Source organism: Roseateles sp. FW305-36 (assembly GCF_058787015.1).
This window is the reverse complement of the sequence record NZ_JBYSZK010000015.1, coordinates 21,132-43,042: the sequence shown is the minus strand read 5'-3', so window position 1 is coordinate 43,042 and position 21,911 is coordinate 21,132. Positions and strand designations below refer to the sequence as shown.

Here is a 21,911-nt window from a genome sequence, read left to right as displayed (position 1 = left end):
GAGTACGCAACCTCCATGCCGGCCACCGCCGTTTTGTCGCATCCCGACACAAGACCGCTTTCTTCCTTGCGTGCCAAGGGTTTGCGCCACCGGTTCCGCATCGTGGGGCCGCGAGCGGGCCGGGCGACTTGCAGGTTTTACCGATCCCTCCGCGGCCCAGCCGCAATTTCGGTAATCCCTGCCGTCGCCGGCGGGGTTGCCAGGCGCTGCCAGGACATGGCTTGCCCGGGCGTCGGGCACGCCGTTTGCCAGGAACGCGCTGGCAAATTCCATGGCCGGGGCCGGGTCATGGCGCTATGGTTGCGTCCTCGCGATCGGCCCCGCCCTGCGCACCCTGAAAACGCCATGCCGGTCACCATCCGCTCCCGCCTGCTGTTGCTCGTGCTGTCGGTCCTCCTCCCTGGCATGCTGGGCGTCGCCTGGCTCATCGCCAGCACCTACGAGGCCGAACGGGACGCCCACGAACGCAATCTGCGTGACACCGCGCGGGCCCTGTCCATGCTGGTCGACGGCGAGCTGACGCGCCGCGCCGCGATCGCCCATGTGCTGGCCCAGTCACCGGCGCTGGACAGTCCGCAGTTCATCAATCCCGAAACCCGCCTGGGCTTTGAGCGTCTGGCGCGGCGCGCCCTGCAAGGCCTGGACGGCTGGGTCGAACTCCGTGCGCCCGGCCGCCTGTTGCTGAGCACCCGCCTGCCCGAAGGCGGCAGCGCCGAAGGGCCCGGCCCGGCCACCTTGAGCGCCACCCCGGTCATGCTGCCTCTGCAGCCCGCCACGGCCGTCCCGCCCGGCGGGCCCGAGGACCTGCACGCCGCCTGGGTGGAGCCGGTGATGCGCAACGGCAAGCTGCTCTACAACCTCGTCATCACCGTGCGCCCTTCCGAACTGCAGCGCCTCGTGCAGGCCCAGGCACCGCACCCGGGCTGGATAGGCACGGTCATGGACAGCAGCGGTCGTCTCGTGGCGCGCCTGCCCGGCGGCGCGTCCTTTGTCGGCCGCACGGGCAGTGCCGATCTGCGCGAGCGCATGGCCGCGGAACGCGAGGGCGCCTTCCAGTCGGTCTCGCTCGACGGCGTCGCCACCGCCGGCTACTTCAGCACCTCGCCGCTGGGCTGGAGCTATGTCAGCGCCATGCCGCGCGACGAGTACGCCGGCCGCATGCCCCAGGCCGTGCAGCGCGTGGCAGTGGGTGCCCTGGTGCTGCTGGCGCTGGCCATGGCCGGTGCCATCTGGGTGTCACGGCGCATCGAACGGCCGGTCCGCTCCCTCAAGAGCCTCGCCGAAGACCTGCAGACGGGCCGCCCCGTGAAAGCGGAGCCCACCGGCATGGCCGAGGCCGACGACGTGGCCAGCGCCCTGGTCTCCGCCGGCCACAGCATGGCCAGTGCCCGCGCCGACCTGGAGCGCAGCGTCGCCGAGGCCGTGGAGCGGACCCGGCAGGCCGAGCAGCGCGGCGCGCAGAGCCAGCGCGTCGTCGCCCTCGGCCGGCTCACCGGCGGCGTGGCCCATGAGTTCAACAACCTGCTGGGCGTCATCAGCAACAGCATGCACCTGATGCAGCGCCATCCCAGCGCCGCCGAACTGCAGGGGCCCTTGAGCGCCACGCAGCGCTCGGTCGACAAGGGCAGCCAGCTGACCCAGCATCTGCTGCGCTTCGCCGGCAAGCGGCCGGTGCGGGTGCAGACCCTGTCGATGGCCCGCTACCTGCCCGAGGTGCAGGAGTTGATGCGCAGCGTGCTCGGCCGGCGCATCGAGATCCATGTGCAGGTGGCCGCCGATGTCCGGCCGGTGCGCGTGGATGTCAACGAGCTCGACCTCGCCCTCGTCAACCTCGCCCTGAACGCCCATGACGCCATGCCCGCCGGCGGCGAGCTCAGGCTCAGGGCCTGCAACGCCGAAGCCGCCGACAAGGAGGATCTCGCCCCGGGCGACTACGTGCTGCTGACGGTCGGCGACGACGGCATGGGCCTGGACCCGTCCCTGGTCGAGCATGCCTTCGAACCGTTTTTCACGACCAAGGGCGTGGGCCAGGGCAGTGGCCTCGGCCTGAGCCAGGTCCATGGCTTCGCGACGCAGGCCGGCGGCACCGCCCGCCTCGCCAGCACGCCGGGCCTGGGCACGACAGTCTCCCTGCTGCTGCCGGTGGCGGCAGGTGCGCAGGAGCCGCAGACGCCCGGCGCCGGCGACGTGGCCCAGCAGAGCATTGCCGGCAGCGCGGTGCTGCTGGTCGAGGACGACGAGTCGCTGGGCGACGTGACCACCGCCTTGTTGATGGCCCACGGCGCCCGCGTGCTGCGCGCGGGCCATGCGGATGCAGCCCTGCGCCTGCTGGACGGCGGTGCCGAGGCCGACGTGGTGCTCAGCGACGTCGTCATGCCCGGCGCCATGGACGGCGTCGCACTGGCACGCCGCCTGCGCGAGCAGCGCCCGCGCCTGCCGGTGGTGCTGATCACCGGCTTCAACAACACGGCCGTCGGCGAGGGTGAGTTCATCACGCTGCGCAAGCCCTGTGCGCCGGCCGAACTGCTGGCCACGCTGCAGGCGGTCGTCACGGCGGCCCGCGTCTCCCGCCCGCCCTTCGCCGGTCACAAGCGCTGACGGCTCGGGCACGCGAAATGCCCCATGCCGACCAGGACGCGTGGCGGCCGGGTTCGCCGCGCGCCTTCATCGAAACGCGAAAGGACATGCCATGAGCAACGACGACATCATCGACACGCTGAACGATCTCATCGAGACCTCCAAGGACGGCGAGTACGGCTTCCACGCCTCGGCCGAATACCTGAAGGATCCCGCCATCAAGCAGTCCTTCGAGCGCCGTGCCGAAGAATGCCGCCAGGCTGCCGCCGACCTGCAGTCCCTGGTCGTGCGCCTGGGTGGCAAGGCCGAGGACAGCGGTACGGCGGCCGGTGCCATGCACCGCGGCTGGGTGGCCGTGAAGGGCACGCTGGCCGGCTATACCGACAAGGCCATCCTCGAGGAAACCGAGCGCGGTGAAGACAGTGCGCTGAAGGCTTATCGCGAAGCCCTCGACCAGGCCCTGCCGCCCGACATCCGCCTGGTGGTGGAGCGCCAGTTCGAAGGCGTGAAGCGCAACCACCTGCAGGTGCGCACGCTGCGCGACCAGGCCCGCGCCGCCGCGCTCTGAGCGTGGCCGCACGGCCCCGGCTTCGGCCGGGGCTGGGCAGGCAGAAGCCGCAGGCCTTGCCGGTGCGGCTTACTGCAAGCCCTTCTTCAAGGACGCCGCCTCGGTTTCCTTGCCGGAAGGCGTCTGGGCGTCCAGGCCGCGGTCGGGCGACTCGGCCACCTGGGCCATGCCGCCGGGGCGCTCGATGAGCTCCTCGATGATGAAGTGGCCATAGTGCTGGGCGCGCTCCGCGCCACAGCCCTGCGCCGCCCGTGCGACGCAGGTCGCCTGGTCGTCGTTGGCCACCTGGACGATCAGCCAGTGGTAGCCCTTTTCGGCCAGGGCCCGGTGGGCGAGCACGAGGTTCATCTCCTGGCCCACCGAGGCGATGGGGCTGGCATGGGCGACGTCCTCGTCGATCTGCCTGAGCATCTCGCGGTCGCTGTAGTGACGCACCGCGCCGTCGGACAGGCCCAGCTCGGCCATGGCCTGTCCGGCGCGCGCGGCCTGGCCGGCCTCGGGGAACGAGATGACGACGTGGCCGACCGGCTTGAAGACGCCAAAGCTGCGCGGTGCGTCGCGGGGGGTGGTGGGCATGGGCTGACCTTGTTGCGCTGGGAACCCTAAGCAGGCAAGGGCGGTGCCCAAGGCGGCGGGTACGCGGATTGCCCCGTCAGCTGGCCCATGACATCCGGAGCATTCATGTTCACCCCAGCCCGCCGACCCGTTCTCTATGTCGAGGACCATCCGGTCAACGCGCTGCTGATGGCCGCCATCCTCGAACGACGCCCCGAACTCGAACTCCTCATCGCCACGACGGGCGAAGAGGCCCTGTGCATGGCTGCCGGCCTGCACCCCGCGCTGCTGCTGCTCGATCTGGGCCTGCCCGACTGCCACGGCAGCCGCCTGCTCGGCCTGCTGCGTGCGCTGCCCGGCTGCGAGTCGGTGCCGGCCGTGGCCGTGACCGCGGACGTCAACTTTCCCGTCGAGGACTGGGGCTTTTGCGAGCTCTGGTCCAAGCCGCTGAATGTCGACGAAGTCCTGGCCCGCCTGGACGAGCGCGTAGGCACCCTTCCCGCCCCGCCGCCGCAGTTGCCCGAGCTGCGCCTGCGCCAGATGCCGGCAGTGCTGGCACCCGTCTGGCGCTGAGGCAAGCGCCCGGGCTCAGGCTCTGGCGCTCTCCACGATGCGGTGCACCAGGTGCAGCTTGCGCACCGCCGGCGCCGACAGCACGAAGGGATAGAAGTCCGCCACGCCCATGCTGCGCGACAGCTCGTTGAGCACGCCCGTCAATTCCATCCAGCTGTTGATGAGGGGCAGGAAGTCGTCTGCATCGGCCAGCAGCTCGGCCGCGAAGCGCTCATAGCTCAGCTCCACCCGCTCGCCGTCCAGGCCGAAGCTGCGCGCCGTGTCCAGCGTGTCGACGAGGTGCAGATAGTGGGCCCAGGTCTCGGCCCAATCCTCCCAGGGATGGGCGCTGGCATAGGCGCTGACGAAGCGCTGCCCCCAATCGGCCGGCACACCCTGGGCGTAGTGGTTGGCGAGCGCCTGTGCGTAGTCCTGGCGCTCGTCGCCGAACAGCTCGCGAAACGGCTGCAGCCAGGGACCGGGCTCGACGAGGCGCTGCCAGTAGTGATGGCCCGTCTCGTGGCGCAGATGGCCCAGCAGCGTGCGATAGGGCTCACCCAGCTCATGACGCCGCGCCTCGCGGCGGGCGTCGTCGGCTTCGGAGGCATCCAGCGTGATGACACCGTCGACGTGGCCGGTGATGACGGGTGGTCCTTCGGGCGGTGCCAGCAGCAGGTCGAAGGCCAGACCGTGAGCGTCTTCGGCCTTGGCGGCGACCGGCAGCTTCAACCCGATCAGCGACGACACCAGGCGGCGCTTGGCTGCCTCGATGCGGCACCACCACAGCCCCGCGCCGGGCACCGACAGGTCGGGCAAGGTGCGCGTCAGCCGGCAGCAGCGGCACAGCGTGAAGCCGGCCTCCGTCTCGGCGGCATCGAGCAGCCAGTTGCAGGCAGCAGCGCTGCCGAGATTGGCGCAACGTGCATAACGCGGCGCGCGGCGCACCGGCACGCCAGCTTCGCGCCAGCTGCCGCCCCGCACGGGCTCGAGGGCCAGCAGCGCGCCGCGTACGGCGGCATAGCCCAGCGGCCGCCGGCAGGCCAGGCAGGCGCTGTTGCCGAAGAACACCGGCCGCCCACAGGCGCAGCTGAAGGCGCGCGGTGTGGTCGGTGGCGGCAGGGCGCGAAGCGTGGCAGCGACTGGCAGCATCAAGCCAGGGCGATGTGGCGCGGCAGTGCCTGCTCTGCGGCGGCCAGCTGCATCAGCATCTGCTCGAAGCGACGCTGCACGCCGGCCCAGTCGGCCCGGGTGGCCGCCAGCCGCGCCTCCATGCGCAGCAGGCCGTCCGGCGCGCTGGCATCGAGGGCACGCGTCGCGGCATCGAGAAAGGCGTCCGCCACGTCCAGGCCCTCGCAGGGCTGGGCCAGGCAGCCGCTGATGCCGTCGCGCACATGCTGGGCGGCGGCGCCGGTGTCGAAGGCCGCCACCGCCAGGCCGCTGGCCAGGGCCTCCAGCGTCACATTGCCGAAGGTCTCGGTCTGGCTGGGGAAGAGGAAGATGTCGGCGCTGGCGTAGTGGCGGGCCAGCGCGACGCCGGTCTGCATGCCGACGAAGCGGGCCGTCGGGTGGGCCTGCTCCAGACGCGCGCGCAACGGCCCGTCGCCGACGACCACCATGCGCAGGCCCGGGCGCCGCGCGCTCAGGCGCTCGAAGGTCTGCAAGGCCAGGCCGGCATTCTTCTCCGGCGCCAGCCGGCCGACGTAGAGCATGACGCGGTGCTCGTTGCCGACGCGCCAGTCGCGGCGCAGCCTGGCGTCACGGCGCTCCGGCGAGAAGCGCCTGGCGTCCACGCCCCGGTCCAGCACCTCCAGGCGATCAAAGCCATGGGCCGCAAGCTCGCGCCGCAGCTCCGCGGTGGAAACGAAGTTGAGATCGGCCATGCCGTGCAGGCGCTTGAGATAGCCCAGCACGACCGGCCTCAACCAGCCCAGGCCATGGTGCTCGCAGAAGGCATGGAAATTGGTACGGAAGTCGGCGCTGCAGGCAATGCCCTCGGAACGCGCGGCGCGCAGCGCGGCCCAGCCCAGCGGCCCCGGCGTGGTCACGTGCACCAGCTCGGGCGGACTGCCCAGCTCATGCCACAGCGCGCGCAGCGCGGCCGGCGCGGCCCAGCCATAGCGCAGCCCGGGGTGCATCGGGAGGGGGCCGCCGCCGCAGCGCCATTCCGACTCGTCGCGACGCGCCGCCTCACCCGGCTGGCGCGGGCGGGTCAGCTGCACTGCGTGCCCGGCCTCGCGCAGATGCCGCAGCGCCCGCTCCGACGTCAGGGAGACAACGTTGATCTCGGGCGGAAAGGTTTCGGTCACAAAGGCGATACGCACGAGGCTTCACTCCGGCGGGTTGCAGCCCGGTCCCGTTGGCAAATGGGATGCCCGCGCCGCTCGCGAGCGCAGCAGGGCCATCAGCTGGCGCTCGGCGGCGCTCAGGCCGGCCCGGGCGCCGGGCCTCGTCCAGGCCTGGCTGCGCAAGGCGACACGGCCGGTTTCGTCGCCGAGGGATTCGCCCAGGGCCAGCACGCGCGGGTGGATGTAGGCCTTGCGGCAAACCGCCGGCGTGTTGCCCAGGCGCTGGGCCACGCGGGCCAGCACCTGCTGCGGTCGGCAGGGCTCGGCCCCCTCGGCACAGGCCTGCAGCGTCAACTGCAAGGCCAGCACGCTGCCGTGCCAGGTGCGGAAGTCCTTGGCCGTCACGCGCAGGCCGGCGGCTTCGGCCAGCCAGGCATTGACGTCGGCCGAATCCAGCGCATGGCTCTCGCCCTGCTCGTCGACATAACGGAACAGTTCCTGGCCCGGCAGTTCGCGGCAGCGGCGCACGATGCGGGCGACGCGGCGGTCGCGCACGCTGACCGAATGGCGCACGCCGCTCTTGCCGACGAAGGACAGCTGGATCGCGTCGCCCTGGACGCCGGCATGGCGGTTGCGCAGCGTCGACAGGCCGTAGGAGCCGTTCTCGCGCGCATAGCTGCCGTTGCCGATGCGCAGCCAGGTGGTGTCCAGCAGGCGCACCAGCGTGGCCAGCACGCGCTCGCGCGTGGGCTCGCCCACACCGGCCAGCGCGCGCTGCACCCGCCGGCGCAGCCGCGGCAGCACGGCGCCGAAGCGCAGCAGGCCGTCGAACTTGGTCTGGCCGCGTCCGGCCATCCAGCCGGCGTGATAACGGTACTGCTTGCGCCCGCGCGCGTCGCGCCCGGTGACCTGCAGATGGCTGTCGGCATGCGGGCTGATCCAGACCCGCTGCCAGGCCGGCGGGATGGCCAGCTGGCGGATGCGGGCCAGCGTGTCGGCGTCGCGAACCAGGCGCCCTTGCGCGTCACGGTAGCGAAAGCCGCCGGGGATCGCCTCGCGAGCGATACCGGGGCCAGCATCGTTGAGCCAGCGCAGGCCGGCGCTGCGGGCCGCGCGGAGTTCGGGGCGGGTGGGCATGCCGGCCCCCGGGCAGGCGGCGTGCCAGGCATGCCAATTGCCATGGCGGCGCCATGCATCTGAATCACGCCGAGCCCGAGCGGCAGATCCAGCAAGCGCCTGCTGGCGCGGGCCACCATCTGCTGGATGTGTCGATGTTCTGGACCCCGACAGGCGGCGTGCGGCGCGTGCTGACGGCCAAGCACGACAGGCTGCGCTCGCTGGGCTGGCGCCACACCATCATCGCTCCCGGCGCCGAAGGCCCGGGCCTGCTGGACTGCGGCGGCCTGCCGCTGCCGCGCAGCGGTGGCTATCGCATGGTGATGGGCCGAAGCCGCGCGCTGCGGCAGATGGAATTCGTCGCGCCCGACCTCATCGAGTCGGCCGACCCCTATGTGCTGGCCTGGGCTTCACTGACCGCTGCCGAACGCCTGCAGGTGCCCGCCGTGGCCTTCTGCCACAGCAACCTGCCCGAGCTGATGGCGCGCCTGGCCGCCGGCCCCGGCCACCCGCGGCTGGGTCGCACCGCGCAACGCTGGGCCCGCCGCTACCTTGTCGGGCTCTATCGGCATTTCGATCTCGTCATGGCGCCCAGCACCGGCATGGCCCAGAGCCTGCAGGCCTGGGGCGTGCCCCGCGTGACCGTCCAGCCCCTGGGCGTGGACTGCTCGGTCTTCACGCCCTGCGCCCGGGATGCAGCCTGGCGGGCCCAGTTCTGCCGCGACCAGGGCCTGGCGCCGGACACGCGCTTGCTCGTCTACACCGGCCGCTTCGCGCTGGAGAAAAACCTGCAGCTGCTGGCCGATGCCGTCGGCCTGCTGGGCCGCGGCCATGCGCTGCTGGCCGTCGGCGACGGGCCGGCGCCGCCGGTGGGCGAGCAGGTGCGCGTGCTGCCCACCGAGCCCGACTGCCAGCAGCTCGCGCGCATGGTGGCGAGCTGCGATGCCTATGTGCACGCCGGCGATCAGGAGACCTTTGGCCTGGGGGTGCTCGAGGCCATGGCCTGCGGCACGCCGGTCGTCGCCGCGAGCGCCGGTGCCCTGGGCGAGCTGGCCCGTGACGCCGGCCTGCTGGTGGAGCGCCCGCGCGCCGGCTCCTGGGCCGAGGCCATGGATGCCAGCCTGAGCGGCAACAACGCCATCCAGCGCCGCGCGGCCCTGGCTCGCGCCCAGGCCCAGGACTGGCCGCGCGTGCTGGCCCAGATGACGCGACGCTATGCGGCCCTGCTCGGCCGCAGCGCCGTCGCGGCGCCCGAGCCGGCGCGCGCACCGGTTTTGCCGCCGCTGGCCACCGGCCGCCTGGCACGCCAACCAACGCTGAGGCCCGGATGCGGCGCCGCGCCTAGCTGAGGGCGACCAGCTCTTCGACGTCCGCCAGCCAGGGCTGCAGCAGGGCTTGGGCCGCAATCGCCAGTTCAGCCCAGGGCATGGTTGCCACGTCAACCTCGGCGAGCAACTCGTCCAGGCTGACGAAGTGCAGCTGGACCAGCCCCTCCAGCAGGGCCACGAGGGCGCGCTGCTGCGGGTCGGCGGTGCGGCTGCCCAGGGCCGCCAGGTCGCGCAGCGAGTCCACCGATTCCATCGCCTGGCCCAGGGCCGGCCACGCTTCGGCACGCGACGCCGACAGCGCCGGATGCAGCAACTCTTCCTGCAACCGGCACAACAGCCCGATCCCGGAGCGCAGTTTCTGCAACGCCAGGCCTGGCCGGTAACGCGCGCCGTGGCGGCAGTTGTCGAACTGCTCGTTCAGCGCTTGCTGGAAGTCGGCCAACCGGGTCAGCAGCGGCAGCCTGGCCACCGAGGCCTGGGCCATCAGCGGGAATTGCGCGAGCTCAGCAGATGCCATATCGCAAACACCAGCGTACCGACCGCTGCGGCGGCGACGGCCGTGCGCACCGGCTGCTCGCGCACTTGGCCCAGGGTGCGGTCGCAAGCCTGTGAGACGCGCGAGCGAACATCGCGCAGCCTCGGCACGACCGCGTCGGCGGCGTCGTGGACCAGATCGGCGTGACCCATGGTCAGTCCTTCGTCTTGATGATCGGGACTGGACCCTGGCAATCGACGCGCCCGCGGGCGCCGCTCAGTCCTGGCGGGACGTCGTGTGGTCCGTCGACGGGCTGCCTTCGGCGGCATATTCCTTCAGACGGTTGTAGAGCGTCTTCAGGCTGATGCCCAGCACCGCGGCCGTGCGTTCCTTGTGGTGGTTGAAATGGCGCAACGTCGCCAGCATCAACGCGCGCTCGGCCTGGGCCAGGCTGGAGCCGACGGGCAGGGTGACGAAGGGCACGTCGGCGTCGCTGCCCTGGCTCTCGGCCGACCGCGGCACGGGCAGCGGGGCACTGGCCGGTGGTGCGGCCGGCAGCTCCGGCGGCGCGAGGCTTCCCCATGACGAAGCGGCCCCGGCTTCTGGACTGCCGGGCAGCCAGGTCTCGTCGATGATCTCGCCCTGGGCCATCACATAGGCGCGCTGCACCACATTGCGCAGCTCGCGGACATTGCCCGGCCAGGGATAGCCCACCAGCGTGGCCAGGGCCTCGGGCGAGAAGCGCCTCACCGTGCCCTCCTGCTCGCTGATGGCGGCCAGGAAGTGGTTGGCCAGCAGCGGGATGTCGGCGACGCGGTCGCGCAGCGGCGGCAGCGCGATGGGGAAGATGTTGAGGCGGTAGAGCAGGTCTTCGCGCAGTTTGCCGGAGGCCACCGCCTGGTAGGGCAGGCGGTTGGTGGCGGCGACGATGCGCACATCGGTCTCCAGCGCCGTCGTGCTGCCCACGCGCATGAAGCGCCCGGTCTCCAGCACGCGCAGCAGCTTGACCTGCAGCTCCAATGGCATCTCGGTGATCTCGTCCAGGAACAGCGTGCCGCCGCTGGCACGCTCGAAGAAGCCCTGGTGCTGGCGCTCGGCGCCGGTGAAGCTGCCCTTCTCGTGGCCGAAGATCTCGCTTTCGATGAGATTGGGGCTGATGGCGCCGCAGTTGACGGCCAGGAAGGGTCGCTTGCGGCGGCGGCTGAGGTCATGCACGGTCTGCGCGACGACCTCCTTGCCGGTGCCGGATTCGCCGGTGATGAAGACCGACACGCTGGTGCCCGCTACCCGCGAGATCTGCTCGTAGATGCGCTTCATCGGCGCACTGCGGCCCCAGAGGTGCCCGAAGTGACCGGACTCGTCCAGATTGGCCGTCAGGTCCTCGACCTCGGCCTGCAGGGCCGCGGGCTTCATGATCCGCGACAGCACGCCCTGCAGCTGCTTGAGGTTGACGGGCTTGACGAGATAGTCGGCAGCCCCCAGGCGCAGCGCCTGCAGCGAAGTTTCCAGGCTGGCATGGCCGGTGCACAGCACGACCTCGGAATTGGCCACCAGCCTGGGATCAGCCAACAGGTCCATGCCGTTGCCATCGGGCAGGCGCAGGTCCAGCAGCAGGATGTCGGGTTGCTGCAGGGAGATCTGCCGGCGGGCGTCGCGCAGGTTGTGGGCAACCGCCACCGTGAACTGCTCGCCCGCGATCAGCTCACGCAGCGAGGCGGCCGAATCGTGGTCGTCGTCCACTACCAGGGCATGCGGCATTGTTTCCTTCCAGCTTTGTTACGTGGACAGCGAGCTTTTGCGGGGATTCATTGTCGGCAGATTCGCTTCACCCGGTAAAGATTTCGGCCCGGCCGCGGCGCCGTCCGTCGCGGCAGGCATGCCGGCTGCTCCGTCCCCCAAACACCACGTTATGCAGTTTGCCGGGTCGGCGCTTGTAGGAGCGGGCCGCGACGCGTCGCCAGCATTGCGGCAAGTTCTACCGGGTCTGCCCGCGCCGCGGCCAGCGCGCCGGCCAGGCACACCGTTTGCCCTGGCACCGGCATGGATGCATCGACCAGGGCTTCATGACGCCATCTCGCAGTTCGCGCTGCGGCGGGTGGGTGCGCGCCCTCGCGACGATGCTGGCCGCGGCCGGCACGGTGGCCTGCGGCACGCTGCCGGAACAGAACCGGCAGCTCCAGCCGGTGCCGCCCAGCCTGGTGGCACAGCGGGTCACGCTGCAGGGCAGCAACGGCCCGGTGCCCGAGGCCGTCGAGGCGCGTGACCTGGCCCGCGTGCGCGACGAGGGCAACGCCGCCCTGTTCGAGCGCCATCTCGGCGTGCTCGCCGCCAAGGGCGACACCCAGCTGCTGCGCGGCAACACCGCCCGGCTGCTGGTCGACGGGCCGGCCACGTTCACGGCGATGAAGGCCGCCATTGCTGCCGCCCGCCACCGCATCCTGGTGGAGTTCTACATCGTCGAGGACGAGGGCGTCGCGGCCGAGGTGGGCGAGCTGCTGCTGCGCAAGGCCGCCGAGGGCGTCAGCGTCGCGCTGATGTACGACAGCCTGGGCTCGGCAAGCACCGACGGCGCCTTCTTCGCGCGTCTGCGCCAGGGCGGCGTCGCGGTCTGCGCCTTCAATCCGCTGAACCCGCTGGAAAGGCCCGGCCACTGGGGCGTGCTGGAACGCAACCACCGCAAGATGCTGGCCGCCGACAGCGATGTGGCCTTCACCGGCGGCATCAACCTCAGCAATGTCTACGCCGAGGGCTCCTTCGGCAGTGCGCGCCGCCAGCGCCCGCCCGAGGACGCCGACAAGCGCGGCTGGCGCGACACCCAGATCGAGCTGCGCGGCCCCGTCGTGTCGGCCCTGGCGGCGGTGTTCCGCGATTCCTGGGCGCAGCAGGGTTGCCAGGGCCAGCTGGCGGCCGAGCCGCCGCCGCGCTCGGCCGCACCCGGCCAGCGCGTGATCAAGCTGGTGGCCGGCAACCCCGACCAGGGCATCAACCCCAGCTACACGCATCTGCTGCACGCCATCGACGCCGCCCAGCGCAGCGTGCAGCTGACCATGGCCTATTTCGCACCCGGCTCCGAACTCATCCAGGCCCTGTGCGATGCGGCCCGGCGCGGCGTCGCCGTGAGCCTGGTGCTGCCGGGCCGCAGCGACGTGTCCCTGGTGCTGCACGCGGCGCGCTCGCGCTATGCCCAGCTGCTGGAGGCCGGCGTGCAGGTCTACGAGATGGGCGGGGTCGTCATGCACGCCAAGACGGCGGTCGTGGACGGCGTCTATTCCAGCGTCGGCTCCAGCAACCTGGACTGGCGCAGCATCGTCGGCAACCACGAGATGGACGTCATCGTGCTGGGCGACGACTTCGGCCAGCAGATGCAATCCCTGTTCGCGCGCGACCTCACCGTGTCGCAGCGCATCGATCCCGCCCAGTGGGCCCAACGCGGCCTCGGCCAGCGCCTGCTGCAGGGTTTTGCCCGCCTGATGGAGCCGCTGCTGTGAGGCAGGCGCGCCGTTTGCCGGGGGTTGGCGGGTTTATTCAGCAACTCGGAGTCTTGCAATGACGATTGACACCATGGGCACCTCCTCCATGGCCGGCGCTCCCGACATGGCCGCTGCCGGACGCCTCCTGGGCAACCTGCGCCTGGATCACGCGCGCCGCCCCGGCGGCAGCAGCACGGGCCGCCTGATGCGGCGCAGCCGCACCCGCACGGCGGGTATCCGCTTTGAATGGGTGACGCGCACGACCGGGCCGGTGCTGCGCGTGGTCGCAACCTGGACCGACCGCCATGGCCAGCCTCACCACACCTCGTTCTCGGTGCAGTGCAACGGCCTGGAAGGTGCGCTGGATCGTGCCATCGCGGCACGCTGCTCCTGCGGTGCGCCGCCGCCGGACCGGGAAGATCTGCTGCAGCGCCTGCGCGAGGAATTCGCCACCGCGCCGCTGGCCGCGGAATACATGGCCGGCATGGCGCCGGGCCGGACCCTGCTGACCGCTCAGGGCAGTTTGGCGAGCATGGCGGCCTCGGTGGCCTCGTCCCAGGCCAACGGGTAGAGGCAGCGGGCCTGGGTCAGCAGCTCGGGCCGGCCGCCCCACAGCGTGATCTGCTCGCGCACCGTCGCGAAATCGATGCTCATCAGCACGGCCGGCGCGTTCACGCGCGGGTTGTGCCGGGCCGTCGTGTAGGGCAGCAGGCCCAGGTAGCGGCGGTAGAAGGCCACGTGCCGCGGGTTGACCTCGATGATGAGGCGCTCGCAGCGGGCGCGGCGATGGGCATGCAGATAGCCGAGATGAAAGACCTGGGCCAGCACGCGCTTGGCGTTGTGGGAATGGCGGTCGACGGCCAGGCTGCCGAACTCGCAGAGCTTGACGCCGGCGGAGCGCCACTCGGCCAGCTCCGGCCCGAACAGGGTGTCGGCATGCAGGCCACCCACGCCGTCGAAGCGCACCGACAGGGTGCCGACGATCTGCTCGCCATTGCGGGCGGTGCAGACGATGTCGCCGTCCTCGTTGCGGCTGCTGTAGCGCTCCTTGGACATCGACAGGCCGCGATCCCCGTAGCGCCGCTCGACCAGGTCGTAGGCGTCCCCGTCCAGCGAACCGAAATCGCTGTCCAGCTCCAGCGGCGGGCCGCCGTTGGGGTTCAGCGGCGTGCGGCGGCTTTCTTCGAAGGTAGGGATCATCAACAGCATCCTTGACGCCCAACGCGCCGAGCGGGCGAGTCTAGGGATTGAATTGCCCGATTTCATCGAAGCTCACAGACCGATACATCTAAATGAGTGGATTTTTCGGGTTTACCCCGTCGCCGGGACATGCGACAAGGTCAGGTTTGACGTGTGTTGGGGGCCCATTTCCAGCGGAGCGCCCAATAAGAAGGCCACGCAATGCGTGGCCTCGGGGTGGAAAAACCGCGATCAGGACGCGTACTTGCCCACCAGGCGGTTCATGTTGGTCAGCGACAGGCGGTGCATCTCGATCATGGCGATGAGGCCGTTGCGATGCAGTTGCAGCACCTTGTCGTCGGGCAGTTCGGCGTACTTCTTCTCGTCCAGGGCCATGAAGCCCTCGACGTCGAGCTTCTCGTCGTTGGTCAGCGTGGCCTCGAAGCGCATGTCCTGCAGCAGGTCCAGCTCGACCAGCAGGTTGCAGATCAGGCGGGTGCGCTCGGTTTCCTGCTCGAAGTTCTCCAGGAAGGCCTTGGCATTCATCAGGAACTCGGTCGGCTGGCCATCCTTGAACAGGGCTTCGCCGGTGGTCTCGTTGAAAGCCGCCCACTGGGTGTCGTAGCAGACCGCCATGTTGTTGGAGCTCTCGTCCAGGCGGGCCATCACGAAGGGGTAGCGGCGCACATAGGCGGGCACGTAGTTGCCCGTCCACTTGTCGCCCTCGACGAACAGGTTGGAGCCGGACTTCAGGCCCAGCACGGCCAGCGGCGCAACGGCCTGCTTGCCATCGGGGCTGGGCTGGCCGGCGCGCACGAAGACGATCGGGTATTCCTTGCAGGCGTCGCCAAATTCGACGGCAGCCAGGAAGACCGAGTTCTGGTCGGCCACGCGGGACACGACCGACTGGTTGGTGTCCAGCTTCAGATTCTTGTGGACATCACGATCCAGCGGCAGCAGTTCGCCGTACATCGGGGGGTTGCTCATGTTTCTCTCTCTCCAGTTTCATCGGCCAGACGACTGACCAGCACTTTGTCCACACGCTTTCCATCGAGGTCCACGACCTCGAATCTCCACGCGTCCCACTCCACGACATCGGTCGTGCGCGGCAAGCGCCCCAGCAGCAGCATGATCATGCCGGCCAGGGTGTTGTAGCGCCCACGGTCCTCTTCGGGCAGTTCCTTCAGCGCCAGGCGGTCCTTCAGCTCGGGCACGGGGATCAGGCCGTCGATCAGCCAACTCCCGTCCTCACGCTGCACCGCCCAGGCGTCGCCATCGCTGGGGGCATTGAATTCCCCGGCAATGGCTTCCAGCACGTCGCGCACGGCGATCACGCCCTGCACCTCGCCGTACTCATCGACGACGAAGACCAGCGGCGCGTCCGAGACGCGGAAATGTTCCAGCAGCTCCATGCCCGACAGCGTCTCGGGCACGAACAGCGGCGCCTCCAGGCCCGCCGCCAGGTCCAGCGGCTGGCCTTCCAGCATGCGGGCCAGCAGCGTCGGCGCATTGGCCACGCCCAGCACGTCGCCCAGGCCGCCGCGGCAGACCGGGTAGCGGCTGAAGCCATGCTCGCGCAGCACGGCCAGCACTTCGGCCGGCGTGGCCTCGGCATCCAGCCAGGCGATCTCGGCGCGCGGGATCATCATCGAGCCGATCTGGCGCTCGTCCAGGCGGAACACATTGCGCACCATCTGGTGCTCGTGCTCCTCGATGACGCCGGCGTCCAGGCCCTCTTCCAGGCTGGCTGCGATCTCCTCTTCCGTCACGCCCCGCTGGCCCTTGTTGCGCAGGCCCAGCAGGCCCAGCGTCGCCTCGGTCATGAAGCTCAAGGACTTCACCAGCGGCCGCGCGGCGACGGAGATGAAGTTCATCGACGGCGCGACCAGGCGGGCCACCGTCTCGGGGTAGATCTGGCCGATGCGCTTGGGCACCAGCTCGCCGAAGACGATGGTCAGCAGCGTGATGATGACGACGACCAGGGCCGTGGCGGCGATGTCGGTCGCATGCGGGTTCAGGTGGAAGGTCTCGGTCAGCCAGCGCGACAGCGGGCCGGAGAAGGCGGCGTCGCCGACGATGCCGTTCAGCACGCCGATGCCGGTGATGCCGATCTGCACCGTCGACAGGAATCTGGTGGGGTTGTCGTGCAGGTCCATCGCGGCCTGCGCACCGCCCTCGCCGCTCTCCACCATCACCTGCAACCGGGCCTTGCGACTGGCGGTCAAGGCCATCTCCGACATGGCGAACAAGCCGTTGATCAGGATCAGAAAGAGAACGAGAGCGGTATCCATCGAAGGCGCCGGACACGGGAAAACCCTTGGTGGCGCGCGGTCAAAAACGAAGCCCGGGAGACTATCAGAAGGCCATGACCAAACCCAGCGTGCGATCCCTCGCTTTGGGGCCGGGACAATCACGGGCATGAACTACCTGATCGGCGACCTGCAAGGCTGCTGCGATGCACTGGAGCAGTTGCTGCAACGTCTGGACTTCTCCCCGTCGCGCGACCGTCTCTGGCTGCTGGGCGACCTCGTCAACCGCGGCCCGTCGTCGCTGACGACGCTGCGCCGCCTGGTCGGCCTGGGCGCCACCGCCACCTGCCTGCTCGGCAACCACGACCTGCATCTGCTGGCGGCCCACCACGGCGTGCGCCGCCCGCACCGGGGCGACACGCTGGACGACATCCTGGCCGCGCCCGACCGCGAGGCGCTGATGGACTGGCTGCGCCACCAGCGCATGGCCGTCTACGAGGCCGGCTGGCTGATGGTGCATGCCGGCGTCGTGCCGCAATGGAGCCGCGACGACACGCTGGCCCTGGCCGCCGACGTCGAAGCCGTGCTGCGCGGCCCCGCCCTGCCCGACTTCCTGCAGGCCATGTACGGCAACGAGCCGGCGCGCTGGGATCCCGACCTCGAAGGCACCGCGCGGCTGCGCTTCACGGTCAATGCGCTGACGCGGCTGCGCTTTTGCACGGCCAACGGCGAAATGGACTTCAAGACCAAGGACGGCGCCGGCGCCGCACCCGACGGCTTCATGCCCTGGTTCGACGTGCCCGGCCGCAAGACCGCCGACACGCCCATGGCCTTCGGCCACTGGTCGACGCTGGGCCTGCTGGACCGCCCGAGGCTGCTGGGACTGGACACCGGCTGTGTCTGGGGCGGGCAGCTGACGGCCGCACGCGTGGACGGCGCGGCGCGCGAGATCATCCAGGTGCCATGCGAGCAGGCGCAGAAGCCGGGCGCGTGAGCGGCTCACCGTAGAATGCCGCTCCCCCTGAGGAAGCGTGGGAGAGTGGTTTAATCCAACGGTCTTGAAAACCGTCGAAGGTGTGAGCCTTCCGTGAGTTCGAATCTCACCGCTTCCGCCACTTTCTTCAAGTGGCTCCGGCCCGGCGCGACTTGAGGCAGCCCAGCAACGGCTGCAAGTCTTGACTTCGTCGCCCGTCAGCTGCGGTCTTGTTGGCGTGCGGCAGGCGTCCTCAGCCAGGATCGCGAACGTCTCAGTCGCGTGTGAGCAGCATGATGACGAGCCGGAACATCAGCCACGCCAGCCCGGCAGCTGCAGACAACAGCGACAGCCACAGCGCGACACGCATGACGGCTCATCCCGCCGTTTCGGGCGACAACACGAAGGGCCGCAACTCACCCTTGAGTTCGACGGCCGCGTCCAGCGCGCCAGCGAACGCCAGCAGTCGAGGCGCATAGCTGCCGTCGTCCACATCGCGCTGGGTGAAGGTGGTGCTCATGATGGGCGCCTGGTTCAGCAGATCGCCGACTTCCGCACCAGCGTTCTGGCCCCCCTGGCCCCCCATCACGGAAATCACCGCGACGCGGCGCAAGCCCGGGCCGAAGGTCGCGACGAAGCTGCGCATCGGACTCGCCAGCCGGCGCAGCCAGATCGGAGCGACGAGCACGACCAGATCGAAGCCGGACGGATCAGGGCCGTTGTAGATGATCGGCGGCTTGCGCCTGAAGAAGGAATCGACCGCGCAGCGCAGCGTCACCGCCACCTTGCGTGGCCGCCGCTCGACGACCGCGGCCGATTCCCAGTTGCGCGCCCGGCAGAGCAGTTCCGCCAGCCGGGTTCCCGTGCCGGTGAAGGAATAGGTGACGACGAGGATCTTGCTCATGCCTTGAGCGTAGGCAGTGCGCAGGGATGCGCCTTGACACAGCGCAAACGAACTGCGCGTCCGGCGTGCCGGGCAGCCTGTGCGCCGTGGCAACAGGTTGATGTCGCGCAACGCAAGTCGCGCCCGGTGACCTAGAGTCCCTCAACCCCCTTGGAGGACCGTCATGGCCATTCCCTCAGGTTCGCGCCCAGCACACCCGTCCATCGCACCATGGGCCGATGGCTCGCTGCTCTACAGCCGCTGGTTGATCGGCTCGCTCGACGCGCAGACCGCGTGGTGGCGCGAGATGGAGCGGCAGACGGCCGCCCTGATGCAGTTCTGGCTCGATCCCACCGCACCGCCACCCTCTGCCCAATCGCTGGTCGATGCCGCGCAGGGTGTCGCGCCGCTCGGGCCGGCAGCCTGGCAAAAGGCCTGGTCGGGCTGGCTCCACGTCTGGGCCGACGCCATGCGTCACGACGCGACGCAGGCCTAGGGCGCGGCGCCACGCGGGCGGGCCCGGCCAGTTGCGGCGGGTCCACCCGGCTTCAGGCCGCTCAGCTGATCCTCAGCGTGGTGCCCTTGGCCTCCGCGCGCTTGGGCAGCGTCAGCGACAGCACGCCCTGCTCGAAGCTGGCTTGCGCCTCCTTCTCGTCGATTTCGTGCTCCAGCGCGAAGCCGCGCGACAGGCTGCCGTAGTACAGCTCGCGCGTCAGGATGCGCGCCTTGGCGTCCCTGGCTTCCTTTTCCTCCTTCACTTCCGCGCTGATGGAGACGAAGTTGCCGTCGATCTTCACCTTCACGTCCTCCTTCTTCGCTCCGGGGATCTGGGCTTTGACGACATAGGCCTGGTCGGTCTCGCTGACGTCCAGCTTCATCTCAACGGGCGTCCTGGCCTGCGGCCAGTCGCGGGCGAGCGGGCCGCGGAAGAAGCCGGGAAAGGCGCCGGACAGCAGATCGTCCATGCGTTCATAGGCAGTCAATGCGCTCATGGCAGTTCCTTTCTGGGTTGGGGGGCCATCCAACTCTAGGAAGCCTCATCGCGCGCGCATTGACGCCGATCAACCATGCCGCGACTCGGGCAGACCGGGCATCCGGGGCCGGCCTTGACGTCGGCCAGGCCGCAAGCGAGCCCGCCGCAACTGCCCGACGCGCCAAGCAGCACGATGAACTCGCCCCGCCCGGTGTCGAGGTCGACGTCGCGCAAAGGCGTGCATTTCGACGTCGCCGGCGCGATAGGTCCTGCCGAGGCCACGCGAGCTTCGGCAGGCATGGCCGTGCCTGCAGACGCCCAATCCCAGCCGCTCCACGTGCGGCTGCCCTTGCCGCGCCCCGTCTTCAGCCCAGCAGTTGCGCCATCTGCTCCGGCGGCACCGGCTTGCAGAAACCGAAGCCCTGCATCAGGTCGCAGCCCATGGCGATCAACGCGGCTTCGTCGGCGGGGAGTTCCACGCCCTCGGCCACCACCACCATGCGCATCGCATGCGCGACACGCACCATGGATTCGACCAGGGTGCGGGAGTCGGCGCTGACCGACAGGCCGTGGACGAACAGGCGGTCGATCTTGAGCTTGCGGCAGCGGATGCGGCGCAGATAGGCCAGCGAGCTGTAGCCGGTGCCGAAGTCGTCGATGGCCAGGGCATAGCCCAGGCCCTGCAAGGTGAAGACGAAGGAGTCCGGCTTGTCGATGTCCTCGAAGCCGGCACTTTCCGTGAGCTCGAACTCGACCTCGTCGGGCCCGAGGCGCAGCGTCTTGAGCTGCTGCAGGAAGCGCTCGCGGTGCTGGGGCTTGCGGCATTGCTCCCAGGACAGGTTGACGGCCACGGGCGGACAGATGAGACCCCGGGCGCGAAGGCCGCCGAGGTCACGACGCAGCACGCACAGCAACACCAGGCTGAGCTCGACGATCAGCCCCGAGTTCTCGGCCACCGGGATGAACTCCGCAGGCGAGACCCAGCCGCGCTGCGGGTGGTGCCAGCGCGCCAGCGCCTCGAAGCCCTGGATGCGGCGCTGGGCGTCGTATTGCGGTTGGTAGAACAGGCAGAACTGATCCTGATCCATGCCCAGCCGCATGTCGTGCTCCAGCGCCAACCGCTGGCGCAGCGCCTCGCCGATCTGCGGCGTGAACAGCTGGAAGCTGTCCTTGCCGGTCTGCTTGGCGTGGCGCAGCGCGGCATCGGCGCTGCGCAGGGCCTCGCTGGCATCCTGGGCGTGCTCGGGCAAGCTGACGCCGCCGCTGGAAAGATGCAGATGCAACCAATGGCCGTCGTGCAGCACGGGCTGGGTCAGCTCCGCCTGCAGATGTGCCACATGGACCCTTAATGCCTCGTCGTCCATCGCGGGCACCAGCAGCATCGCGAACTCGTCGGCCGACAGCCGGGCGATCTGGTCGCCGGGCCGGCTCAGCAGCCTGAGTCGCTGGCCGACGGCCTGCAGCACGGCGTCGCCTGCCGCGTGGCGGTGCTGGTCGTTGATCTGCTTGAAATCGTCCAGGTCCAGGATCAGCAGCGTCGCGCGGCCCTGCTGTTGCAGCACACGCTCGAGCAGGGCGCGCATGTGGTCGCGGTTGGGCAGGTCGGTCAGGGCATCGAAGCGGGCCAGGTAGCGGGTGCGGCGCTCCACCTCCTTGATCTGCACGCGCAGCCGCTTGGACAGCCACCATGCCAGGCCCGCGGTGGCGAAAAGGGTGGCGACGGTGGCCGCGAGGAACTGGCTCAGGTCGCCCCACACCGGCATGCGGCTGGCCTCGACGGCCAGCATGCCCACGCGCCTTCCGTCCGCGATGACGGGCACCTGCACGGTCGCGGTGCCGACCGCCGCGTACAGCCAGGACGAATCGGCCACCGTGCGCGAAAACTGCGTGAACACGGCACCATCGCTCTTCACCAGGCGGGCGTGAAGGATGGACGGGCTCTGCTGCAAGGCCGCGAGGCTTTCGCCAGCATCGCTGCGGCTGTCGAAGACCAAGGCCGCCGAGACCGTCTGCGCGACGATGTCGGCCTGGATGCGCAGGTCCTCGAGTTGCCGGTCGTGCAGCCGCCAGTACTGCAGCACGCTGAGCAGCAAGGCGAAGAACAGCAGCGCGGCCAGCGCGACGACGAGTTCACGCAGGCGCTCGAAGGCTTCGGCAAATTGCGGTTTCACGGCGTTGTCGTCTGGTGGCGCACGTAGCGGGCCAGGCGCAGCAGCTTGGTGCTGATGGCCAGGCCGACTCGACGTGCGGCGTCAAGGTCCACGTCGAAGACGATACGACCGTCCTCGATCTGCAGGTTGATCATGGCCCCCTGCTCCAGCATCGCCGCCCCATCGGACACGACCAGCACCGGCAGCTCCGCCAGGACCGGGCGCAGGGTCGGCTGGGACGCGGGCAGGTAGAGCAGGTGGCAGCCGGCCAGCTGGTCGGCGCGCGGCTGGTGGCGCACGTCGATGCTGAAATGCCGGATGGGTCGACCCGCCAGGCCTTGCAGCGCGCTGTCCATCCGCCCCTCGCCGAAGGTGCAAAGCTGCAGGGGGCGACCGGCAGGTTCGCGCTCGGCGGGCCAGGTGACGAACATCAGCAGGCGGTAGACGACCTCGGCCTTCAGCGCTTCCGGACTGGCGCTCTGGGCCGTGGCGGGCCGGGACGCCAGCAGGCCGAGCAGCAGGGCGAAGCCGGCGCCCCAGCGCCAGCCTCCCCACGACGATGTCCGGCTGCGACGCAT

23 protein-coding genes and 1 tRNA gene are annotated in these 21,911 nt (G+C 70.0%); 9 read left to right on the top strand and 15 right to left on the bottom strand.

Annotated elements, in window-relative coordinates; all coding sequences use genetic code 11:
• Positions 1-345 precede the first annotated feature (345 nt).
• Positions 346-2,598: a hybrid sensor histidine kinase/response regulator gene (locus AC3WOE_RS23540; protein ID WP_492693822.1), complete on the top strand. Its 2,253-nt coding sequence runs from the start codon at positions 346-348 to the stop codon at positions 2,596-2,598.
• Between the two features lie 91 nt (positions 2,599-2,689).
• Positions 2,690-3,145: a PA2169 family four-helix-bundle protein gene (locus AC3WOE_RS23535; RefSeq protein WP_492693821.1), complete on the top strand. Its 456-nt coding sequence runs from the start codon at positions 2,690-2,692 to the stop codon at positions 3,143-3,145.
• Positions 3,146-3,214: 69 nt separating this feature from the next.
• Here AC3WOE_RS23535 and AC3WOE_RS23530 read toward each other — a convergent pair whose 3' ends face one another.
• Complete coding sequence (locus AC3WOE_RS23530) at positions 3,215-3,721, bottom strand: hypothetical protein (protein ID WP_492693820.1); 507 nt, start codon at positions 3,719-3,721, stop codon at positions 3,215-3,217.
• Positions 3,722-3,826: 105 nt separating this feature from the next.
• On the opposite strand from AC3WOE_RS23530, the gene AC3WOE_RS23525 reads away from it, so the two are divergent.
• Entirely contained in the window at positions 3,827-4,273 is a 447-nt protein-coding gene (locus AC3WOE_RS23525; RefSeq protein ID WP_492693819.1) for a response regulator, read from the top strand.
• A 15-nt stretch (positions 4,274-4,288) separates the two neighbouring features.
• Here AC3WOE_RS23525 and AC3WOE_RS23520 read toward each other — a convergent pair whose 3' ends face one another.
• Genes AC3WOE_RS23520 through AC3WOE_RS23510 form a run of 3 tightly spaced genes read right to left on the bottom strand, consistent with a single transcriptional unit; the run spans position 4,289 to position 7,674 of the window.
• On the bottom strand, positions 4,289-5,401 hold the full coding sequence (locus tag AC3WOE_RS23520) for a zinc-binding metallopeptidase family protein (protein ID WP_492693818.1): 1,113 nt from the start codon (positions 5,399-5,401) through the stop codon (positions 4,289-4,291).
• Positions 5,401-6,573 (bottom strand): glycosyltransferase family 4 protein, encoded by a 1,173-nt coding sequence (locus AC3WOE_RS23515; protein ID WP_492693817.1) that lies wholly within the window; start codon positions 6,571-6,573, stop codon positions 5,401-5,403. The genes AC3WOE_RS23520 and AC3WOE_RS23515 overlap by 1 nt, the downstream gene beginning before the upstream one ends.
• 6 nt (positions 6,574-6,579) lie before the next feature.
• Entirely contained in the window at positions 6,580-7,674 is a 1,095-nt protein-coding gene (locus tag AC3WOE_RS23510; protein ID WP_492693816.1) for a DNA topoisomerase IB, read from the bottom strand.
• 53 nt (positions 7,675-7,727) lie between these two features.
• Here AC3WOE_RS23510 and AC3WOE_RS23505 point away from each other — a divergent pair, with 53 nt between their 5' ends.
• The gene (locus tag AC3WOE_RS23505) at positions 7,728-9,002 is read left to right on the top strand and encodes a glycosyltransferase (RefSeq protein ID WP_492693815.1); all 1,275 of its coding nucleotides are present in this window, start codon (positions 7,728-7,730) and stop codon (positions 9,000-9,002) included.
• Here the strand turns inward: AC3WOE_RS23505 and AC3WOE_RS23500 are convergent.
• The 3 genes from AC3WOE_RS23500 to AC3WOE_RS23490 all read right to left on the bottom strand — a co-directional run bounded on the left by AC3WOE_RS23500 (position 8,995) and on the right by AC3WOE_RS23490 (position 11,214).
• The gene (locus AC3WOE_RS23500) at positions 8,995-9,498 is read right to left on the bottom strand and encodes a hypothetical protein (RefSeq protein ID WP_492693814.1); all 504 of its coding nucleotides are present in this window, start codon (positions 9,496-9,498) and stop codon (positions 8,995-8,997) included. The genes AC3WOE_RS23505 and AC3WOE_RS23500 overlap by 8 nt on opposite strands.
• Positions 9,465-9,668 (bottom strand): hypothetical protein, encoded by a 204-nt coding sequence (locus AC3WOE_RS23495; protein WP_492693813.1) that lies wholly within the window; start codon positions 9,666-9,668, stop codon positions 9,465-9,467. Before AC3WOE_RS23495 ends, AC3WOE_RS23500 begins: the two co-directional genes overlap by 34 nt.
• A 64-nt stretch (positions 9,669-9,732) precedes the next feature.
• Positions 9,733-11,214 carry a sigma-54-dependent transcriptional regulator gene (locus AC3WOE_RS23490; protein ID WP_492693812.1) on the bottom strand — a complete coding sequence of 494 codons (1,482 nt, stop codon included), beginning with the start codon at positions 11,212-11,214 and terminating at the stop codon, positions 9,733-9,735.
• A 305-nt stretch (positions 11,215-11,519) separates the two neighbouring features.
• Between AC3WOE_RS23490 and AC3WOE_RS23485 the strand changes: the two genes are divergently transcribed.
• Positions 11,520-12,944 carry a phospholipase D-like domain-containing protein gene (locus AC3WOE_RS23485; RefSeq protein ID WP_492693811.1) on the top strand — a complete coding sequence of 475 codons (1,425 nt, stop codon included), beginning with the start codon at positions 11,520-11,522 and terminating at the stop codon, positions 12,942-12,944.
• 58 nt (positions 12,945-13,002) lie between these two features.
• Positions 13,003-13,497 carry a hypothetical protein gene (locus AC3WOE_RS23480; RefSeq protein WP_492693810.1) on the top strand — a complete coding sequence of 165 codons (495 nt, stop codon included), beginning with the start codon at positions 13,003-13,005 and terminating at the stop codon, positions 13,495-13,497.
• On the opposite strand, the gene AC3WOE_RS23475 is transcribed toward AC3WOE_RS23480, so the two are convergent.
• From AC3WOE_RS23475 to AC3WOE_RS23465, 3 genes are all read right to left on the bottom strand, one after another.
• A complete protein-coding gene (locus AC3WOE_RS23475) occupies positions 13,440-14,126 on the bottom strand; it encodes an N-acyl amino acid synthase FeeM domain-containing protein (RefSeq protein WP_492693809.1) in 687 nt (228 codons plus the stop codon). The genes AC3WOE_RS23480 and AC3WOE_RS23475 overlap by 58 nt on opposite strands.
• A 231-nt stretch (positions 14,127-14,357) precedes the next feature.
• The gene (locus AC3WOE_RS23470; protein ID WP_492693808.1) at positions 14,358-15,092 is read right to left on the bottom strand and encodes a SapC family protein; all 735 of its coding nucleotides are present in this window, start codon (positions 15,090-15,092) and stop codon (positions 14,358-14,360) included.
• Positions 15,089-16,396: a hemolysin family protein gene (locus tag AC3WOE_RS23465; protein WP_492693807.1), complete on the bottom strand. Its 1,308-nt coding sequence runs from the start codon at positions 16,394-16,396 to the stop codon at positions 15,089-15,091. Before AC3WOE_RS23465 ends, AC3WOE_RS23470 begins: the two co-directional genes overlap by 4 nt.
• A 127-nt stretch (positions 16,397-16,523) precedes the next feature.
• On the opposite strand from AC3WOE_RS23465, the gene AC3WOE_RS23460 reads away from it, so the two are divergent.
• Together AC3WOE_RS23460 and AC3WOE_RS23455 are read left to right on the top strand one after the other, a co-directional pair.
• Positions 16,524-17,348 (top strand): symmetrical bis(5'-nucleosyl)-tetraphosphatase, encoded by an 825-nt coding sequence (locus tag AC3WOE_RS23460; protein WP_492693806.1) that lies wholly within the window; start codon positions 16,524-16,526, stop codon positions 17,346-17,348.
• 31 nt (positions 17,349-17,379) lie between these two features.
• Positions 17,380-17,469: transfer RNA gene (locus AC3WOE_RS23455), tRNA-Ser, on the top strand.
• Between the two features lie 234 nt (positions 17,470-17,703).
• On the opposite strand, the gene AC3WOE_RS23450 is transcribed toward AC3WOE_RS23455, so the two are convergent.
• Positions 17,704-18,231 carry a flavodoxin gene (locus AC3WOE_RS23450; RefSeq protein ID WP_492693805.1) on the bottom strand — a complete coding sequence of 176 codons (528 nt, stop codon included), beginning with the start codon at positions 18,229-18,231 and terminating at the stop codon, positions 17,704-17,706.
• Positions 18,232-18,394: 163 nt separating this feature from the next.
• Here AC3WOE_RS23450 and AC3WOE_RS23445 point away from each other — a divergent pair, with 163 nt between their 5' ends.
• Positions 18,395-18,706 (top strand): hypothetical protein, encoded by a 312-nt coding sequence (locus tag AC3WOE_RS23445; protein ID WP_492693804.1) that lies wholly within the window; start codon positions 18,395-18,397, stop codon positions 18,704-18,706.
• A 61-nt stretch (positions 18,707-18,767) separates the two neighbouring features.
• Here AC3WOE_RS23445 and AC3WOE_RS23440 read toward each other — a convergent pair whose 3' ends face one another.
• The 4 genes from AC3WOE_RS23440 to AC3WOE_RS23425 all read right to left on the bottom strand — a co-directional run bounded on the left by AC3WOE_RS23440 (position 18,768) and on the right by AC3WOE_RS23425 (position 21,911).
• Positions 18,768-19,202: an Hsp20/alpha crystallin family protein gene (locus AC3WOE_RS23440; protein WP_492693803.1), complete on the bottom strand. Its 435-nt coding sequence runs from the start codon at positions 19,200-19,202 to the stop codon at positions 18,768-18,770.
• Positions 19,203-19,237: 35 nt separating this feature from the next.
• Positions 19,238-19,483 carry a hypothetical protein gene (locus AC3WOE_RS23435; RefSeq protein WP_492693802.1) on the bottom strand — a complete coding sequence of 82 codons (246 nt, stop codon included), beginning with the start codon at positions 19,481-19,483 and terminating at the stop codon, positions 19,238-19,240.
• Between the two features lie 65 nt (positions 19,484-19,548).
• Positions 19,549-21,354, bottom strand: a complete 1,806-nt coding sequence (locus AC3WOE_RS23430) for a putative bifunctional diguanylate cyclase/phosphodiesterase (protein WP_492693801.1) — start codon at positions 21,352-21,354, stop codon at positions 19,549-19,551.
• Complete coding sequence (locus tag AC3WOE_RS23425; protein ID WP_492693800.1) at positions 21,351-21,911, bottom strand: YfiR family protein; 561 nt, start codon at positions 21,909-21,911, stop codon at positions 21,351-21,353. Before AC3WOE_RS23425 ends, AC3WOE_RS23430 begins: the two co-directional genes overlap by 4 nt.

Coding starts and splice junctions, on each gene's coding strand:
- AC3WOE_RS23540 (WP_492693822.1), top strand. CDS start 346: ATGCCGGTCACCATCCGCTCCCGCCTGCTGTTGCTCGTGCTGTCGGTC.
- AC3WOE_RS23535 (WP_492693821.1), top strand. CDS start 2,690: ATGAGCAACGACGACATCATCGACACGCTGAACGATCTCATCGAGACC.
- AC3WOE_RS23530 (WP_492693820.1), bottom strand. CDS start 3,721: ATGCCCACCACCCCCCGCGACGCACCGCGCAGCTTTGGCGTCTTCAAG.
- AC3WOE_RS23525 (WP_492693819.1), top strand. CDS start 3,827: ATGTTCACCCCAGCCCGCCGACCCGTTCTCTATGTCGAGGACCATCCG.
- AC3WOE_RS23520 (WP_492693818.1), bottom strand. CDS start 5,401: ATGCTGCCAGTCGCTGCCACGCTTCGCGCCCTGCCGCCACCGACCACA.
- AC3WOE_RS23510 (WP_492693816.1), bottom strand. CDS start 7,674: ATGCCCACCCGCCCCGAACTCCGCGCGGCCCGCAGCGCCGGCCTGCGC.
- AC3WOE_RS23505 (WP_492693815.1), top strand. CDS start 7,728: ATGCATCTGAATCACGCCGAGCCCGAGCGGCAGATCCAGCAAGCGCCT.
- AC3WOE_RS23500 (WP_492693814.1), bottom strand. CDS start 9,498: ATGGCATCTGCTGAGCTCGCGCAATTCCCGCTGATGGCCCAGGCCTCG.
- AC3WOE_RS23495 (WP_492693813.1), bottom strand. CDS start 9,668: ATGGGTCACGCCGATCTGGTCCACGACGCCGCCGACGCGGTCGTGCCG.
- AC3WOE_RS23490 (WP_492693812.1), bottom strand. CDS start 11,214: ATGCCGCATGCCCTGGTAGTGGACGACGACCACGATTCGGCCGCCTCG.
- AC3WOE_RS23485 (WP_492693811.1), top strand. CDS start 11,520: ATGACGCCATCTCGCAGTTCGCGCTGCGGCGGGTGGGTGCGCGCCCTC.
- AC3WOE_RS23480 (WP_492693810.1), top strand. CDS start 13,003: ATGACGATTGACACCATGGGCACCTCCTCCATGGCCGGCGCTCCCGAC.
- AC3WOE_RS23475 (WP_492693809.1), bottom strand. CDS start 14,126: ATGATCCCTACCTTCGAAGAAAGCCGCCGCACGCCGCTGAACCCCAAC.
- AC3WOE_RS23470 (WP_492693808.1), bottom strand. CDS start 15,092: ATGAGCAACCCCCCGATGTACGGCGAACTGCTGCCGCTGGATCGTGAT.
- AC3WOE_RS23465 (WP_492693807.1), bottom strand. CDS start 16,396: ATGGATACCGCTCTCGTTCTCTTTCTGATCCTGATCAACGGCTTGTTC.
- AC3WOE_RS23460 (WP_492693806.1), top strand. CDS start 16,524: ATGAACTACCTGATCGGCGACCTGCAAGGCTGCTGCGATGCACTGGAG.
- AC3WOE_RS23450 (WP_492693805.1), bottom strand. CDS start 18,231: ATGAGCAAGATCCTCGTCGTCACCTATTCCTTCACCGGCACGGGAACC.
- AC3WOE_RS23445 (WP_492693804.1), top strand. CDS start 18,395: ATGGCCATTCCCTCAGGTTCGCGCCCAGCACACCCGTCCATCGCACCA.
- AC3WOE_RS23440 (WP_492693803.1), bottom strand. CDS start 19,202: ATGAGCGCATTGACTGCCTATGAACGCATGGACGATCTGCTGTCCGGC.
- AC3WOE_RS23435 (WP_492693802.1), bottom strand. CDS start 19,483: ATGCCTGCCGAAGCTCGCGTGGCCTCGGCAGGACCTATCGCGCCGGCG.
- AC3WOE_RS23425 (WP_492693800.1), bottom strand. CDS start 21,911: ATGCGTCGCAGCCGGACATCGTCGTGGGGAGGCTGGCGCTGGGGCGCC.